The organism is Pseudomonas sp. MOIL14HWK12:I2, assembly GCF_000510745.1.
Taxonomy (GTDB): Bacteria; Pseudomonadota; Gammaproteobacteria; order Pseudomonadales; family Pseudomonadaceae; genus Chryseomonas; species Chryseomonas oryzihabitans.
This window is the reverse complement of sequence record NZ_AZOA01000012.1, coordinates 65,257-79,634: the sequence shown is the minus strand read 5'-3', so window position 1 is coordinate 79,634 and position 14,378 is coordinate 65,257. Positions and strand designations below refer to the sequence as shown.

Sequence of the window (14,378 nt, the reverse complement as noted above, 5' to 3'; positions counted from 1 at the left end):
GGGCAGGCCCTCAATCGAGCTTGCCGTGGCACTGCTTGTACTTCTTGCCGGAACCACAGGGGCACGGCTCGTTGCGACCGATCTTCTGGTCATTGCGCTGGGGCTGCAAGGGCACCACGGTGTCTTCGCCCTGCTCGTCCTCGAGCACCTCGGGATCGACCAGCGAAGGCGCCTCGGCGTGCTGGAACTGCATGCGCTCGGCCATGGCCTCGGCCTCGCGGCGCATGCGCTCCTCTTCCTCGGCCGGATCCTCGCGACGCACCTGGACGTGGGACAGGACGCGGATGGTGTCGCGCTTGATGCTGTCCAGCAGCTCCTGGAACAGGGTGAAGGACTCGCGCTTGTATTCCTGCTTGGGGTTCTTCTGGGCGTAGCCGCGCAGATGGATACCGTGGCGCAGGTGGTCCATGGTGGTGAGGTGGTCCTTCCAGAGGTCGTCGACCACCCGCAGCAGCATCTGCTTCTCGAAGTTGCGCAGGGCCTCGCGACCGGCGAGGTCTTCCTTTTCCATGTAGGCGGCTTCGAGCTGCTCGAGGATCTTCACCCGCAGGGTGTCCTCGTACAGCTTGTCGTCTTCGTCCAGCCACTGGCCGATGGGCAGTTGCAGGCCGAAGACGCTGTACAGCTCGGCTTCCAGGCCGGGGATGTCCCACTGCTCGGGCAGCGATTGCGGGGGGATGTGCTCGTTGATCACCTGGGTCAGAGTTTCCTCGCGGAAGCCCTTGATGGTGTCGCCGACGTCTTCGTTGGCCAGCAGGGTATCGCGCATGTGATAGATCACCTTGCGCTGCTCGTTGGCCACGTCATCGTATTCCAGCAACTGCTTGCGGATGTCGAAGTTGCGGCCTTCGACCTTGCGCTGCGCCTTTTCGATGGCGTTGGTGACCATGCGGTGCTCGATGGCCTCGCCGCCCTGCATGCCCAGGGCCTTCATGAAGTTCTTCACCCGGTCGGAGGCGAAGATGCGCATCAGGCTGTCTTCCAGCGACAGGTAGAAGCGGCTGGAACCCGGGTCGCCCTGGCGACCGGCACGGCCGCGCAGCTGGTTGTCGATCCGGCGGGATTCGTGGCGTTCGGAGGCGATCACGTGCAGGCCGCCGGCGTCGATGACCTGCTTGTGGCGCGCCTGCCAGGCGGCCTTGATCGCGGCGATCTGCTCCTCGGAAGGATTCTCCAGGGCCGCGACTTCCACTTCCCAGTTGCCGCCGAGCAGGATGTCGGTACCGCGACCGGCCATGTTGGTGGCGATGGTCACGGCGCCCGGACGCCCGGCCTGGGCGATGATCTCGGCTTCGCGTTCGTGGTACTTGGCGTTGAGCACCTTGTGCTCGATGCCGGCCTGGGTCAGCAGCTGGTCGACGTACTCGGAGCTCTCGATGGAGGCGGTACCCACCAGCACCGGGCGGCCTTCGGCCTGGCACTGCTTCACGTCCTCGATGATGGCCTGGTACTTCTCGGCCTGGGTCAGGTAGACCAGGTCGTTGAAGTCCTTACGGGCGATCTCGCGGTGGGTCGGGATGACCAGCACGTCGAGGTTGTAGATCTGGCGGAATTCGAAGGCCTCGGTGTCGGCGGTGCCGGTCATGCCACCGAGCTTGTTGTAGAGGCGGAAGTAGTTCTGGAAGGTGGTCGAGGCCAGGGTCTGGCTCTCGGGCTGGATCGGCAGTCCCTCCTTGGCCTCGATGGCCTGGTGTAGGCCTTCGGAAAGGCGGCGACCCGGCATGGTCCGGCCGGTGTGCTCGTCGATCAGCAGCACCTGGTCCTGCTGGACGATGTACTCGACGTTGCGATGGAACAGGGTGTGGGCGCGCAGACCGGCGAACACGTGGGTCAGCAGGCCCAGGTTGTGCGCCGAGTAGAGGCTCTCGCCCTCGGCCAGCAGCCCGGCCTCGGTGAGCATCTCCTCGATGTACTGGTGACCCAGCTCGGTGATCTCCACCTGGCGGGTCTTTTCATCGATGGTGTAGTGGCCGACCTGGGTCGGATTGCCTTCCTCTTCCTCGATGTGCTGCTGCAGACGCGGGATCAGCTGGTTGATCTTCTGATAGAGCTCGGAGCTGTCTTCGGCCTGACCGGAGATGATCAGCGGGGTCCGGGCTTCGTCGATGAGGATGGAGTCCACCTCGTCGACCACCGCGAAGTTCAGCTCGCGCTGGTACTTCTCGGCCATGCTGAAGGCCATGTTGTCGCGCAGGTAGTCGAAGCCGAATTCGTTGTTGGTACCGTAGGTGATGTCCGAGGCGTAGGCGGCGCGTTTCTCTTCCGGCGGCTGGAACGGCAGGATGATGCCCACCGACAGGCCGAGGAATTCGTACAGTGGCCGCATCCAGTTGGCGTCGCGGCGGGCCAGGTAGTCGTTCACCGTGACCACGTGGACGCCCTTGCCGGACAGCGCATTGAGGTAGACCGGCAGGGTACCCACCAGGGTCTTGCCCTCACCGGTGCGCATCTCGGCGATCTTGCCTTCGTGCAGCGCCGCGCCACCGATCAGCTGGACGTCGAAGTGGCGCATGCCCATGACGCGCTTGCCGGCCTCGCGGACCACGGCGAAGGCTTCCGGCATCAGGGCATCGAGGGACTCGCCCTTGGCCACGCGCTGCTTGAATTCCTCGGTCTTGGCGCGCAGTTGCTCGTCGCTCAAGGAGGCAATCTGGGATTCCAACGCATTGGTGGCCACCACGACCTTGCCTAGGCGTTTGACATCTCGTTCGTTCTTGCTTCCAAAGAATTTCTTCAACAAAGGCGCAAACATATCGACTGGAATTCTTCCGCTGGAATGAGGGGAGCGAAACGGGCGGCAAGGCCTCTGCAGAGCCTGGCCAGACGCCTGGGCGCGGGGGTTGAGACCCGCGGTGTCCCGCGATGGTAATCGGGCATTCTACTCGGAAATGCCGATGAGGAAAGAACGACGGGCCCCCAGCCGCCAGGACGCCAGAGCGATCTGTTACCATCGGCGTCTTCTCTTCGCCCATCGCGAGTCCTGCGCATGGCCTTTCGCCCTCTCTCCGCCGTCGCTCCCGCTGCCCTGCTGCGCCAGGCCAAACCGCTCAAGTCGCTGTTTCGCGAAGCCGAGCGACTGGGGCGCCTGCAACAGTTGCTGGAAGAACAGCTGCAACCGGCTGCCCGCCCCCACTGCCGGGTGGCCAGCTGGCGCGAGGGCACTCTGCTGCTGGTGGTCAACGATGCCCACTGGGCGACGCGGCTGCGCTATCAGCAGCGCCGCCTGCTCAGACTGCTGCAGCAGGCGCCGGAATTCGCCGGCCTCCTGCGTCTGCAATTCAAGATGCAGCCCAGCCCGGGCGTCGCCACCCGACCCAGACCGCCGCGCCAGGTCAGCCAGGTGGGCGCCGAGAGTCTCAGGGAAGTGGCTGCCGGTATCCGCGACCCAGGGCTCAAGGCGGCCCTGGAACGCCTGGCCAGCCGCGCAGCGCCCAAGGCGCCTGCTGCGGACAGCGACGCCTAGGGCAAGGAGCGCGGTTGGGCGTTAGCTTTTTTTCGGCAGAGGCCTAGGACCAGCCCACCAACAGCCGCCCGGCGATGCCGGCCAGACCGCCCAGACAGGAATAGGCAATCCGTCGCCACCAGCGTCGCGCGCGCGTCTCCTGGTGCGGCAACCAGAGCTCGACCAGCAACGAGCCCGGCATCATCAGGCCACCGGTGGCCAAGGCTTGCCATAGCAGGAGCATGCAGGGAGTCCTCGCTTAGGGATACTTCGTTCCGTGGCCTTATGCCCCGTCCGGCGTTATTAACCTGGTAGCCCTTAACACCGCATTAACGGGGCAGGCACTGCGCTGGGGCGCCGCCTGAAGCCCTTGTCGAAGGCAGCCTGCAGTTGTCCGCCTGGCCGCCCTGAGTATTCCTGCCCGTCCCGGAATACGTTGCTGGATGTCCAGCCCGCCTCAGGCGCGTGCCACCGCCCGCTCGAAGGCGGCGCGGATGCGCTCTTCCGGCAGGTCCATGCCGATCAGCACGACGCGACTCTCGCGCGCCTCGTCCGGCAGCCAGTCGCGCTCCCAGTCGGCGGCATAGATCTGCTGCACGCCCTGGAACAGCAGGCGGCGATCCTCGCCGGCGATGTTGAGCAGCCCCTTGTAGCGCAGCAGGTCGCAGCCGAGGGTATCGAGCAGCATCTCCATCACGCCGCTGATCTTGGCCTGGTCGAAGGGGCGCGGCTCGCGGATGGCGATGGACTGGATGCGTTCGGTGAGGCTGACGGCCTCCGCGACCGGCCGTAGCGGGCGGAACAGGGTCGGCGCTGCCAGGTCCTCGTCGTGCAGGTTGAAGCCGCGGATATCCAGCAATTCGGCCAGCTCGATGCGCCCATGGTCGACATGACGGATGGGGGCGCGGCGGTTGATGCGTTGCAGGCGATTTTCCAGCGCTTCGACGGCGGCCGGCTCGGCCAGGTCGAGCTTGGTCAGCAGCAGGCGATCGGCGAACCCGATCTGCGCCTGCAGCAGCGGATCGCTCAGCTGCTCGCTGGCATGGACGGCGTCCACCAGGGTCAGCACCCCGTCGAGCAGATAGCGTTCGCGCAGGAGGTCGTCGGTAAAGAAGGTCTGGGCCACCGGACCGGGATCGGCGAGACCGGTGCATTCCACTACCAGGCGCTCGAAATCCAGTTCGCCGCTGTCCAGCCGCTCCAGCAGCACGGTCAGGGCATAGGCCAGGTCCTTGCTGCCGGTGCAGCAGACGCAGCCGTTGGCGACCTTCATCAGTTGTACGGCGCCAGCGTCTTCCAGCAATTCGCCGTCGACGTCGAGGGCGCTGAATTCGTTTTCGATCACGGCGATCCTGAGGCCGTGCTCGGCCTGCAGGATGTGCTTGAGCAAGGTGGTCTTGCCGGCGCCGAGAAAGCCGGTCAGGACGGTGACGGGGATGGGTTCGTGCATGGCAACTCCAGACAGAAAGAGGCCGGGCTCGAGGCCCGGCCTGGAGGAGACCCTGGGTCAGCAGCAACGTATGGCGCCGGACTTGCCGCCACCGTAACGCGCTTCCTGGCGCTCGCGGAAGAAGGCTTCGTAGCTCATCACCGGCTGGTCCGGGTGCTTGCCGCGCATGTGCTCGACATAGGTGTCGTAGTCGGGCATGCCCACCAGCATCTTGGCGGCCTGCCCCAGGTACTTACCCATGCGACCCAGGTCATTGAACATAGGGATTCTCCTTTAAACGCCCGCGGCCGGCTGGAACGGGGTCTCGCGATCGCTGCGCTCGGGCTTGGCCAGGGCGGCGCGACCGACCTTGATGGAAAAGAACAGGATGCTCATCACCACCACCAGGAACAGCACCGAGAGGGTGGCGTTGGTGTAGGCGTTGAAGACGATGTGCTGCATCTGCTCCATGCTCTTGGCCGGGGCGATCACCTGGCCCTGGGCCATGGCGGTACTGTACTTTTTGGCCAGGGCCAGGAAGCCGACCGCCGGATTGGAATCGAACAGCTTGATCAGGCTGGCGGTGGTGGTGCAGATCAGCAGCCACACCGCCGGCACCAGGGTCACCCAGACGTAGCGCTGGCGCTTCATCTTGATCAGCACCACCGAGCCCAGCATCAGGGCGATACCGGCGAGCATCTGGTTGGAGATGCCGAACAACGGCCAGAGGGTGTTGATGCCGCCCAGCGGATCGACCACGCCCTGGTACAGCAGCCAGCCCCAGAGGGCGACGCAACCGGCGGTGCCGATGACGTTGGCGGTCCAGGAGTCGGTGCGCTTCAGCGCCGGTACGAAGCTGCCCAGCAGGTCCTGCAGCATGAAGCGTCCGGCGCGGGTGCCGGCGTCCACCGCAGTCAGGATGAACAGCGCCTCGAACAGGATGGCGAAGTGGTACCAGAAGGCCATGGTGTTCTCGCCCGGCAGCACGTTGTGCATGATCTGGGCGATGCCCACCGCCAGGGTCGGCGCACCACCGGCACGGGCCAGGATGGTGTGCTCGCCGATCTCGGTGGCGGTGGCCTGCAGCATCTCGGGCGTCACCACGAAGCCCCAGGTGCTGATCTTGGCGGCCACCGACACCACGTCGGCGCCGACCACGGCGGCCGGGCTGTTCATGGCGAAGTAGACGCCCGGCTCGATCACCGAGGCGGCGACCATGGCCATGATGGCGACAAAGGACTCCATCAGCATGGCGCCGTAGCCGATGTAGCGGGCATGGGTTTCCTTGGCGATCAGCTTGGGGGTGGTGCCCGAGCTGATCAGGGCATGGAAGCCGGACACCGCGCCGCAGGCGATGGTGATGAACAGGAAGGGGAACAGGGTGCCCTTCCACACCGGACCGGTGCCGTCGACGAACTGGGTCAGAGCCGGCATCTTCAGCATCGGCATGGTCACCAGGATGCCGATGGCCAGGGCGATGATGGTGCCAATCTTGAGGAAGGTGGACAGGTAGTCACGCGGGGCCAGCACCAGCCAGACCGGCAGCACGGCGGCGACGAAGCCGTAGCCGATCAGCATCCAGGTGATCTGCACGCCGGTGAAGGTGAAGGCCGGGCCCCAGACCGGATCGGCGGCGACCACGCCACCCACCCAGATGGAGGCCAGCAGCAGCACCACGCCGATCAGCGAGATCTCGCCGATGCGCCCGGGGCGGATGTATCTCATGTAGACGCCCATGAACATGGCGATCGGCAGGGTGGCGATCACGGTGAACATGCCCCAGGGGCTCTCGGCCAGGGCCTTGACCACGATCAGCGCCAGCACCGCGAGGATGATGATCATGATCAGGAAGCAGCCGAACAGGGCGATGGTGCCGGGGATGCGCCCCATCTCCTCGCGCACCATGTCGCCCAGGGAGCGGCCGTTGCGGCGGGTGGAGAGGAACAGGATCATGAAGTCCTGCACCGCGCCGGCAAAGACCACCCCGGCGATCAGCCAGAGGGTGCCGGGCAGATAGCCCATCTGGGCGGCGAGCACCGGGCCCACCAGCGGACCGGCGCCGGCGATGGCGGCGAAGTGGTGGCCGAAGAGGATGTGCTTGTTGGTGGGGACGTAGTCCAGGCCGTCGTTGTTGAGCACGGCGGGCGTGGCTCTTTTGGCGTCCAGGCCCATCACCTTGGTGGCGATGAACAGGCTGTAGTAGCGGTAGGCAACGAGGTAGATCGCCACGGCGGCGACCACGATCCAGAGGGCGTTGATCGCTTCGCCTCGACTCAGCGCCACGGTACCCAGCGCGAAGGCGCCCAGTACGGCAACGGCGAACCAGGCAAGATGGCTGGCCATTCGGGTCATGCTTGTTCTCCTGCCGCGCACCGGTGGCCGCGGCGATACTTGTTATTGTGAGAGCCCACAGCGGAGCCATATTACTATCGGCGGCTCGACGCAACAGCGAAATTCGCAGAACTACCCAAGGCCCGCTACGTAGTTCTACGTAGCCGCCAGCCCGGACAGGTGCCGATGCAGCTCAAATACAAGATGGTCGCCCTCGGACTGCTGCCTTTGCTGCTGGCGGTGGCCGCGGTCTGCCTGGTGGTGCTGGAACAGAGCCAGCGCCTGGGCGAGCAGCAGGCACGGCTGCTCGAACACAGCATCCTCGGCAGCAAGAAGACCGAGCTGCGCAACTATGTGGAGATGGGCGTCAGTGCCATCCAGCCGCTGTACGGCAGCGGTCGCGACGACGAGGAGACCAAGGCCAGGGTACTGGCGCTGCTGGCCAGCCTGAATTTCGGCAGCGACGGCTACTTCTTCGTCTACGACCAGCATGGCCGCAATCTCATGCATCCGCGCCAGCCCGAGCTGGTCGGCCAGGATCTCTGGCAACTCACCGACGCCAACGGCCTGCTGGTGATCCAGGCGCTGCTGCGCAGTGCCAGCCAGGGCGACGGCTTCCAGCGCTATGGCTGGCAGAAGCCCTCCAGCGGCCAGATGGCGGAAAAGCTCGCCTACGTGACCCAGCTGCAGCGCTGGGGCTGGGTGCTGGGCACCGGCCTCTATCTGGACGACGTGGACGCCGCCCTCGCCCAGGTGCGCCACGACGTGGCCGCTGGCATCCGCACCACCCTGCTGGCCAGCGCCGGGGTGGCCCTGGTGGCGGTGCTGCTGGTGTTCGCCGGCGGCCTGACGCTCAACGTCAGCGAGCACCGCCTGGCCGATCGCAAGCTCAAGCAGCTGACCCAGAGACTCATCACCTCCCAGGAAGAGGAAAGATCGCGGCTGTCGCGCGAGTTGCACGACGGCATCAGCCAGCTGCTGGTGTCCATCAAGTTCCAGTTCGAACTGGCCAGCCGCGAACTGGGGACCGGCAAGCCCAGCGCCGGCGAGACCCTGCGCGAAGGCACCCAGCGCCTGGCCGCCGCCATCGGCGAGATTCGCCGCATCTCCCACGACCTGCACCCTTCGCTGCTGGATACCCTCGGCCTGCCCGCGGCGCTCGGGCAGCTGGTGGAGGAATTCCGCCAGCGCAGCGGCCTGGACGTGGACTATCGGCAGACCCTGGACGACAGCACCGCCGGCGGCGACATGGACGTCGCCCTGTTCCGCATCGTCCAGGAGGCCCTGACCAACATCGAGCGCCACGCAGCGGCGCGCAAGGTCGTCATCGACCTGCAGCGGCGCGGGCGCTGGATCTGCCTGACCGTGCACGACGACGGTCGGGGCTTCGATACCGGCCAGGTGGAACATCTCAGCGGCGGCATCGGCCTGCGCAACATCCGCGAGCGGGTGGAGCTGTTCGGCGGTCGCTGCGCCATCCAGTCCGGCCCCGGCGGCACGACCCTGGACGTGGTTCTGCTACGCTCGGACCTCCCGGCCGACGAGGAAAGCCCGACATGACGCCCATCCGCATCCTCCTGGTCGACGACCATGCCCTGGTCCGCGCCGGGGTGCGGGCGCTGCTGGGCACCATCGAGCGCTTCGTCGTGGTCGGCGAGGCCGGCAGTGGTGCGGAAGCCCTCGACCTGCTGGCGCGGCTCGATCCGGACATCCTGCTGGTGGACATCGGCCTCAAGGACATCAACGGCCTGGAGCTGACCGCCCTGATCGCCGAACGCGCCCCGCGCGCCCGGGTGCTGATCCTGAGCATGTACGACAATCGCGAATACGTGAGCACCTCTTTGCGGGTCGGCGCGGCCGGCTATGTGCTCAAGGATGCGCCGTCCGAGGAGATCATCGCCGCGGTGGAAGCCCTGGCGGTCGGTGGGCGCTTCTACAGCAGCGCCATCGCCGCCCGCCTGGGCGAAGGGGGCGCCAGTGACGGCGACCTCACCCCGCGGGAGCGCCAGGTGCTGCTGCTCATGGCCCAGGGCCTCAACAACAAGACCATGGCCCAGCAGCTGGGACTCAGCGTGCGCACGGTGGAAACCCACCGCCTGAGCATCCGCCGCAAGCTGGACATCCAGAAGCCGGCCGATCTGGTCCGCCATGCGCGCGAGTACGGCTGGCGCCCGGAGGGCACCTCCAACGTCTGACGAATTGGGCCGCTGCTCCCCCCCTGGCGACCAATGAGCCCTCTCGTCCTGGCCCCAGCGGCCGCCGCCGGCTACCCTGCCAGGCGCAGTCGATACGGGACGGCCACGGTCGTCTACAGTGATCAGGAAACCTCAGGAAGCCCTTCCATGAACGACACCAACGAGCGTCGCCGCTTTACCCGCTTCACCTTCGATGCCCCTGCCCAGTTGCACCAGGGTGAGCGCCAGTGGGCAGCGCCCGTGGACGACATCTCGCTCAAGGGCGTGCTGCTGGCGCGGCCTGCCGACTGGTCGGCCCAGCCGAGCGCGACCTATCAGCTGCGCATCCTGCTGAACGACGAGGCCCAGGTGAGCATGGACGTGGAGCTGGTTCGGGAAACCGCGGAGCAGCTGGCCTTCGCCTGCCGCCAGATCGATCTGGATTCCATCAGCCACCTGCGCCGCCTGGTGGAGCTGAACCTGGGCGACGAAACCCTGCTGGAACGCGAGTTGGCGGCACTGGGTACGCCTTAGGTCTTGGGGTCGACGGTACTGGCTAGCGCTTTATCGTCTGTGCTGATTGCGGCTTATCGCGGTCACGGGGCGCTCCTACAGGTGTAGACAGACAGCTGATCGCGATCCTGAAGCCGATGGAGATGAACACCTGCACGGATAGCCCCCTCTCCCCTCGGGAGAGGGTTGGGGTGAGGGTGTCCCTCGCCGCGAAGGCCCAGTGGAAAAGGCTGCGCCGTTTCCACGTTACTGCTCTGCCTGATCTCTATCGCGGCCATGTTGGTGCGACTTAGCGATCGCTCCTACAGGTACACGGAAAGCGCTGCAGGAGTGGCCCGTGGCCGCGATAGAACAGCCAGGTCACCTCTGCCTACCACCTGAGCGAGGGCGCCTGTCCGAAGCGAAGGGCGAAGTCTTCCGTAGGACCGGGCCTAGAACTCCAGGTGCAGACCCACCACCAGGCGGGCGTCGTGGGTGTCTTCGCCCTCTTCCCGCGCCATGGCGGCGGTGTTGCCGTGGGTGGCGTTCCAGGACACCCCGACATAGGGCGCGACCTCCGGGGTCACCTGGTATCTCAGGCGCAGCCCGGCTTCGCTTTCGGCGAAACCGGCGCCCTGGCCGCGGGACTCGTCGTTGCGGCCGTAGAAATTGAGTTCGGTATGGGGCTGGAGGATCAGCCGCTGGGTCAGGGCCCAGTCGTATTCGGCTTCCAGACGCAGGGCGGTCTGGCTGTTTTCGCCGAAGAAGGCGGTGATCTCGATGTCGAGATCCTCGGGATCGTGTTCCTGGATGCCCAGGGCGGCCCAGGTCTGCGGCGAGCCGGGTTTGAAATCCTGGCGGAAGCCGGCCACGCTGCCCCAGCCCTTGGCCAGGGCGTGCCCCCAGAGCGCCTGCACCTCGGCCTGCTCGGTGTGGCCGTTGGTGCGCTCGCCCTGGCTGCGGAAATCCAGGCGATTGGCGCCGCCGCCCAGGGCCCAGCCTTCCAGATCCCAGTTGAAGACGCTGCCTTCGTCGGCATGCTGCCACTCCAGCTGATCCACCTCCAGACTGGCCGGCGCGGAGCTGCTGGGATCGGCGGCCTGGACCAGGGCACTGGTAGCGAAGCCGGCAAGGAATACGGAAAGCGGGAGCAGACGAGACATGGCGGGTATCCAGGGTCATGGAAGCGCCTGATAGACCACCCTGCCCCGCCGAGAGTTTTAAAAAATATTACAAAAGCCGCCAAGGGCTATTCGAACAGGGCATCCAGCGCCTGCTCCAGACGCGTCACCGCGACCACCTGCAAGCCGGGTGGCGGGTCCTTGGGCGCATTGCCCTTGGGCACGATGGCCCGCTTGAAGCCGTGCTTGGCCGCCTCCTTGAGCCGTTCCTGGCCACTGGGCACCGGGCGGATCTCACCAGACAGGCCGATCTCGCCGAACACCAGCAGGTCGTGCGGCAGGGCGCGGTCCCTCAGGCTGGAGATTACCGCCGACATCAGCGCCAGGTCCACCGCCGTCTCCAGCACCTTGACCCCGCCGACCACGTTGATGAAGACGTCCTGATCGTAGGTGGGAATGCTGCCATGGCGGTGCAGCACCGCCAGCAGCATGGCCAGGCGATTCTGGTCCAGGCCCACGGTGACCCGCCGCGGATTGGCCAGGTGACTGGTGTCCACCAGTGCCTGCACCTCCACCAGCATGGGCCGCGAGCCTTCCCAGGTCGCCATGACCACGCTGCCGGCCACCGCCTCCTGCGCCCGGTTGAGAAAGATCGCCGAAGGGTTGGAGACCTCCTTGAGGCCCTTGTCGGTCATGCCGAACACGCCCAGTTCGTTGACCGCGCCAAAGCGGTTCTTGACCGCTCTCAGCATGCGCAGGCGGCCGTCGGATTCGCCCTCGAAATAGAGCACGGTGTCGACCATGTGCTCCAGCACCCGCGGTCCGGCCAGGGCGCCTTCCTTGGTGACGTGGCCGACCAGGAAGATGGCGGTGCCGGTCTGCTTGGCGAACCGCACCAGCAGCGCCGCGCTCTCGCGTACCTGGGCCACGCCGCCGGGCGCGGACTGCAGCTGCTCGGTGAAGATGGTCTGGATGGAGTCGATCACCATGACCCGCGGCTTTTCCTGGCGGGCGGTGGCGACGATGGACTCGATGCAGGTCTCGGTCATGACCTTGAGCTTGTCTTCCGGCAGGCCCAGGCGGCGGGCACGCATGGCCACCTGCTGCTGGGACTCCTCGCCGGTGACATAGAGCGCCGGCATGCGCGCGGCCAGGTGGCAGAGGGTCTGCAGCAGGATGGTGGACTTGCCGATGCCGGGATCGCCGCCGATCAGCACCACGGAGCCATCCACCAGGCCGCCACCCAGCACCCGGTCGAGTTCGGTGGAATCGGTGGTGAAGCGCGGGGTTTCCTCGACGCTGACCTCGGCCAGGGTCTTGATGGTCGCCTGGGCTCCGGCCCAGCCGGCGCGTCCGGAAGGGACAGCGGAGGTCTCGACGACGGTTTCCACCAGGGTGTTCCAGGCGCCGCACTCGCCGCACTGGCCCGCCCACTTGGGAAAGGTGGCGCCGCATTCGGTGCAGCCGTAGAGACGCTTGGCCTTGGCCATGGCGGAATTCTCCAGTCGAGAAGGGAAGACGCCCAGCATAACACGACTGGATGCATAGACAGTAAAAAGGCGCACTCCCGCGGGGGAGCGCGCCTTTTCTCGAACGGCAGGCTTGGGCCTTAGTTGCCCTCGCCACCCGGCTGACGCAGCATGGTCAGGGCCTGGTTGGCCTGCGCGATGCACTTCTTCTCGTCACCGGCTTTCTGGGCAGCCATGGCATTCTTGCGGAATTCGGCGATCTGCTGGGCCTGGGAACTGCCCGGGCCGATCATGTTGGTCTTCATCTTGCTGGCATCGTCCAGCTTCTGCAGCTGGACCGCGCACAGATCCTTGGCGAATACGGGGGCGGCGGCAAACATCATCAGGGCGATCAGGGCGGTACGCTTCATGGGGACATCCTCGTTGAGAGGGCCAGGTAGGCCGGATAAACCTCGCTCACCCCGTGAAAGTAGCCTGGGGTAACCCATTGACCGCCGGGCACCGCTGGTCGTTCATCGCGCTGTCATCAGGCTCTGCCGGGGGAGGTTCGCCGATCAGCCGCTAGTGCTTGAGCGTCGATACCATTTCTGCCTCGCCACGCAACCAGACGGGCAACGCCTGTTGCCAGCGCTGCTGTTCGAGCAGTTGCAGGTCGGCCAGCAGCCGGCTGTATTCGGCGAATTCGAGCTGCACGCGACGGCGCTGGGCTTCCACGGCCGCCTCGGTGATCCACAGGTGCCACTGCTGGTACATCGCCACTTCGTCGGTCATCGGCTCCTCTCCAAAGGAAGCCATGATGGCAACGCCAGCGGCCTTTGCCAATCGCGATAATCGAAGCTCGACGACCGGCGCCGAGCCCGGTACGGCTAGGACGGGTATTTCAGCTGCTGAGCGATCTTGTCCTTGAGCAGGACGCGCTCGCGACGCAGGCGACCCAGTTCCTCGTCGCCACTGGATTCTTCCACTTCCTCCAGGTCGAGGATCTGCTGGTCGAGCTTGGCATAGTCTTCCAGCAGCTTGGCGAAGGCCGCATCGGTCTGGGGACGGCTGTCCAGCTGCTCGGCGTACTCGGGAAAGTCTTTGTGCAGGTCGTGTTTGGCAACCATCAGGGGCTCCTTGGGGACGAGAGGTGGAGGTCGCGAGGGTTGCAGCCCTCGGCGTACAAGGGTGGACCCGGCCCCTTCGACAAAGTGCGACAGCCGCGACCAGTTGCCGATCGCGCGGCGATTTGCCGCTTCCGGGGAACCTGGAGACCGTTAGCAGGGTTCCAAACCCGAGCGAAGCGAGCACAATCGTCTATCGTCTCTTCGAAACCATCCAAAGGAGTGCAGCATGAGCATCATTGCCGAGTTCAAGAAATTCGCCATGAGAGGCAACGTGGTCGACCTGGCGGTCGGCATCATCCTGGGCGCGGCTTTCGGCAAGATCGTGTCGTCCTTCGTGGCCGACATCATCACGCCGCCGCTGGGTCTGTTGCTGGGGGGTGTGGATTTCTCGCAACTGGCGATCACCCTGAGGGCCGCCGTGGGTGACCAGCCAGCCGTGGTCATGTCCTACGGCAAGTTCCTGCAGACCATCTTCGACTTCGTGATCATCGCCTTCGCCATCTTCATGGCGATCAAGGTGCTCAACCGCCTGCGCCTGCACCAGGATGCCGCCCCGGCCGGTCCGACCAAGGACCAGGTGCTGCTGACCGAGATCCGCGACCTGCTCAAGGAGCAGAACAGCAAGGCGACCGAGGTTCCCGTGGTGAAGCAGGAACCGCCGGTCAACCCGCTGTAAGCCTTTCAAAAGCGGCTGCGCGTCAGCCAACCTGCGTTGAAAATGGCTTCGGAATGCTCATTTACCACTTGTAAACTCCGCTTCCTCAGCCATTTTCGCCTTGTTTGACTCTAGCTCGCAGCCTTTGAACAGGCTTAC

At 65.6% G+C, this 14,378-nt stretch carries 15 protein-coding genes; 5 read left to right on the top strand and 10 right to left on the bottom strand.

Going from position 1 to position 14,378, the window contains the following annotated elements; all coding sequences use genetic code 11:
- Positions 1-10 precede the first annotated feature (10 nt).
- On the bottom strand, positions 11-2,752 hold the full coding sequence (gene secA / locus PSK12I2_RS0111300) for a preprotein translocase subunit SecA (RefSeq protein ID WP_027598471.1): 2,742 nt from the start codon (positions 2,750-2,752) through the stop codon (positions 11-13).
- Between the two features lie 234 nt (positions 2,753-2,986).
- Between secA and PSK12I2_RS0111295 the strand changes: the two genes are divergently transcribed.
- A complete protein-coding gene (locus tag PSK12I2_RS0111295) occupies positions 2,987-3,463 on the top strand; it encodes a DciA family protein (RefSeq protein WP_027598470.1) in 477 nt (158 codons plus the stop codon).
- 43 nt (positions 3,464-3,506) lie between these two features.
- Here the strand turns inward: PSK12I2_RS0111295 and PSK12I2_RS0111290 are convergent, their stop codons facing one another.
- The 4 genes from PSK12I2_RS0111290 to PSK12I2_RS0111275 form a co-directional block, all read right to left on the bottom strand.
- Positions 3,507-3,686 carry a hypothetical protein gene (locus PSK12I2_RS0111290; protein ID WP_027598469.1) on the bottom strand — a complete coding sequence of 60 codons (180 nt, stop codon included), beginning with the start codon at positions 3,684-3,686 and terminating at the stop codon, positions 3,507-3,509.
- A 213-nt stretch (positions 3,687-3,899) separates the two neighbouring features.
- Complete coding sequence (gene yjiA, locus PSK12I2_RS0111285) at positions 3,900-4,892, bottom strand: GTPase (RefSeq protein ID WP_027598468.1); 993 nt, start codon at positions 4,890-4,892, stop codon at positions 3,900-3,902.
- Between the two features lie 57 nt (positions 4,893-4,949).
- Entirely contained in the window at positions 4,950-5,153 is a 204-nt protein-coding gene (locus PSK12I2_RS0111280; protein WP_007162682.1) for a YbdD/YjiX family protein, read from the bottom strand.
- A gap of 12 nt (positions 5,154-5,165) precedes the next feature.
- Positions 5,166-7,223: a carbon starvation CstA family protein gene (locus tag PSK12I2_RS0111275; protein ID WP_027598467.1), complete on the bottom strand. Its 2,058-nt coding sequence runs from the start codon at positions 7,221-7,223 to the stop codon at positions 5,166-5,168.
- A gap of 165 nt (positions 7,224-7,388) precedes the next feature.
- On the opposite strand from PSK12I2_RS0111275, the gene PSK12I2_RS0111270 reads away from it, so the two are divergent.
- The 3 genes from PSK12I2_RS0111270 to PSK12I2_RS0111260 all read left to right on the top strand — a co-directional run bounded on the left by PSK12I2_RS0111270 (position 7,389) and on the right by PSK12I2_RS0111260 (position 9,910).
- Positions 7,389-8,762, top strand: a complete 1,374-nt coding sequence (locus PSK12I2_RS0111270; protein ID WP_027598466.1) for a cache domain-containing protein — start codon at positions 7,389-7,391, stop codon at positions 8,760-8,762.
- Positions 8,759-9,397, top strand: a complete 639-nt coding sequence (locus PSK12I2_RS0111265; protein ID WP_007162685.1) for a response regulator transcription factor — start codon at positions 8,759-8,761, stop codon at positions 9,395-9,397. The genes PSK12I2_RS0111270 and PSK12I2_RS0111265 overlap by 4 nt, the downstream gene beginning before the upstream one ends.
- Before the next feature lie 147 nt (positions 9,398-9,544).
- Complete coding sequence (locus tag PSK12I2_RS0111260; RefSeq protein WP_027598465.1) at positions 9,545-9,910, top strand: PilZ domain-containing protein; 366 nt, start codon at positions 9,545-9,547, stop codon at positions 9,908-9,910.
- 410 nt (positions 9,911-10,320) lie between these two features.
- Here PSK12I2_RS0111260 and PSK12I2_RS0111255 read toward each other — a convergent pair whose 3' ends face one another.
- From PSK12I2_RS0111255 to PSK12I2_RS0111235, 5 genes are all read right to left on the bottom strand, one after another.
- Entirely contained in the window at positions 10,321-11,031 is a 711-nt protein-coding gene (locus PSK12I2_RS0111255) for a copper resistance protein B (protein ID WP_027598464.1), read from the bottom strand.
- A gap of 86 nt (positions 11,032-11,117) precedes the next feature.
- The gene (gene radA, locus PSK12I2_RS0111250) at positions 11,118-12,479 is read right to left on the bottom strand and encodes a DNA repair protein RadA (RefSeq protein ID WP_027598463.1); all 1,362 of its coding nucleotides are present in this window, start codon (positions 12,477-12,479) and stop codon (positions 11,118-11,120) included.
- 119 nt (positions 12,480-12,598) lie between these two features.
- Positions 12,599-12,868: a hypothetical protein gene (locus tag PSK12I2_RS0111245; RefSeq protein WP_007162689.1), complete on the bottom strand. Its 270-nt coding sequence runs from the start codon at positions 12,866-12,868 to the stop codon at positions 12,599-12,601.
- A gap of 151 nt (positions 12,869-13,019) precedes the next feature.
- Complete coding sequence (locus PSK12I2_RS0111240; RefSeq protein WP_007162690.1) at positions 13,020-13,229, bottom strand: hypothetical protein; 210 nt, start codon at positions 13,227-13,229, stop codon at positions 13,020-13,022.
- 95 nt (positions 13,230-13,324) lie between these two features.
- The gene (locus tag PSK12I2_RS0111235; RefSeq protein WP_007162691.1) at positions 13,325-13,564 is read right to left on the bottom strand and encodes a YdcH family protein; all 240 of its coding nucleotides are present in this window, start codon (positions 13,562-13,564) and stop codon (positions 13,325-13,327) included.
- A 226-nt stretch (positions 13,565-13,790) separates the two neighbouring features.
- On the opposite strand from PSK12I2_RS0111235, the gene mscL reads away from it, so the two are divergent.
- On the top strand, positions 13,791-14,240 hold the full coding sequence (gene mscL / locus PSK12I2_RS23930; protein WP_042136748.1) for a large-conductance mechanosensitive channel protein MscL: 450 nt from the start codon (positions 13,791-13,793) through the stop codon (positions 14,238-14,240).
- The last annotated feature ends 138 nt before the right edge of the window (positions 14,241-14,378 follow it).

Excerpts from the sequence above, each read along its gene's own strand:
- PSK12I2_RS0111280 (WP_007162682.1), bottom strand. The coding sequence starts at position 5,153 with ATGTTCAATGACCTGGGTCGCATGGGTAAGTACCTGGGGCAGGCCGCC.
- secA (WP_027598471.1), bottom strand. The coding sequence starts at position 2,752 with ATGTTTGCGCCTTTGTTGAAGAAATTCTTTGGAAGCAAGAACGAACGA.
- PSK12I2_RS0111245 (WP_007162689.1), bottom strand. The coding sequence starts at position 12,868 with ATGAAGCGTACCGCCCTGATCGCCCTGATGATGTTTGCCGCCGCCCCC.
- PSK12I2_RS0111235 (WP_007162691.1), bottom strand. The coding sequence starts at position 13,564 with ATGGTTGCCAAACACGACCTGCACAAAGACTTTCCCGAGTACGCCGAG.
- PSK12I2_RS0111265 (WP_007162685.1), top strand. The coding sequence starts at position 8,759 with ATGACGCCCATCCGCATCCTCCTGGTCGACGACCATGCCCTGGTCCGC.
- PSK12I2_RS0111290 (WP_027598469.1), bottom strand. The coding sequence starts at position 3,686 with ATGCTCCTGCTATGGCAAGCCTTGGCCACCGGTGGCCTGATGATGCCG.
- PSK12I2_RS0111260 (WP_027598465.1), top strand. The coding sequence starts at position 9,545 with ATGAACGACACCAACGAGCGTCGCCGCTTTACCCGCTTCACCTTCGAT.
- mscL (WP_042136748.1), top strand. The coding sequence starts at position 13,791 with ATGAGCATCATTGCCGAGTTCAAGAAATTCGCCATGAGAGGCAACGTG.
- PSK12I2_RS0111255 (WP_027598464.1), bottom strand. The coding sequence starts at position 11,031 with ATGTCTCGTCTGCTCCCGCTTTCCGTATTCCTTGCCGGCTTCGCTACC.
- PSK12I2_RS0111240 (WP_007162690.1), bottom strand. The coding sequence starts at position 13,229 with ATGACCGACGAAGTGGCGATGTACCAGCAGTGGCACCTGTGGATCACC.
- PSK12I2_RS0111270 (WP_027598466.1), top strand. The coding sequence starts at position 7,389 with ATGCAGCTCAAATACAAGATGGTCGCCCTCGGACTGCTGCCTTTGCTG.
- yjiA (WP_027598468.1), bottom strand. The coding sequence starts at position 4,892 with ATGCACGAACCCATCCCCGTCACCGTCCTGACCGGCTTTCTCGGCGCC.
- PSK12I2_RS0111295 (WP_027598470.1), top strand. The coding sequence starts at position 2,987 with ATGGCCTTTCGCCCTCTCTCCGCCGTCGCTCCCGCTGCCCTGCTGCGC.
- PSK12I2_RS0111275 (WP_027598467.1), bottom strand. The coding sequence starts at position 7,223 with ATGACCCGAATGGCCAGCCATCTTGCCTGGTTCGCCGTTGCCGTACTG.
- radA (WP_027598463.1), bottom strand. The coding sequence starts at position 12,479 with ATGGCCAAGGCCAAGCGTCTCTACGGCTGCACCGAATGCGGCGCCACC.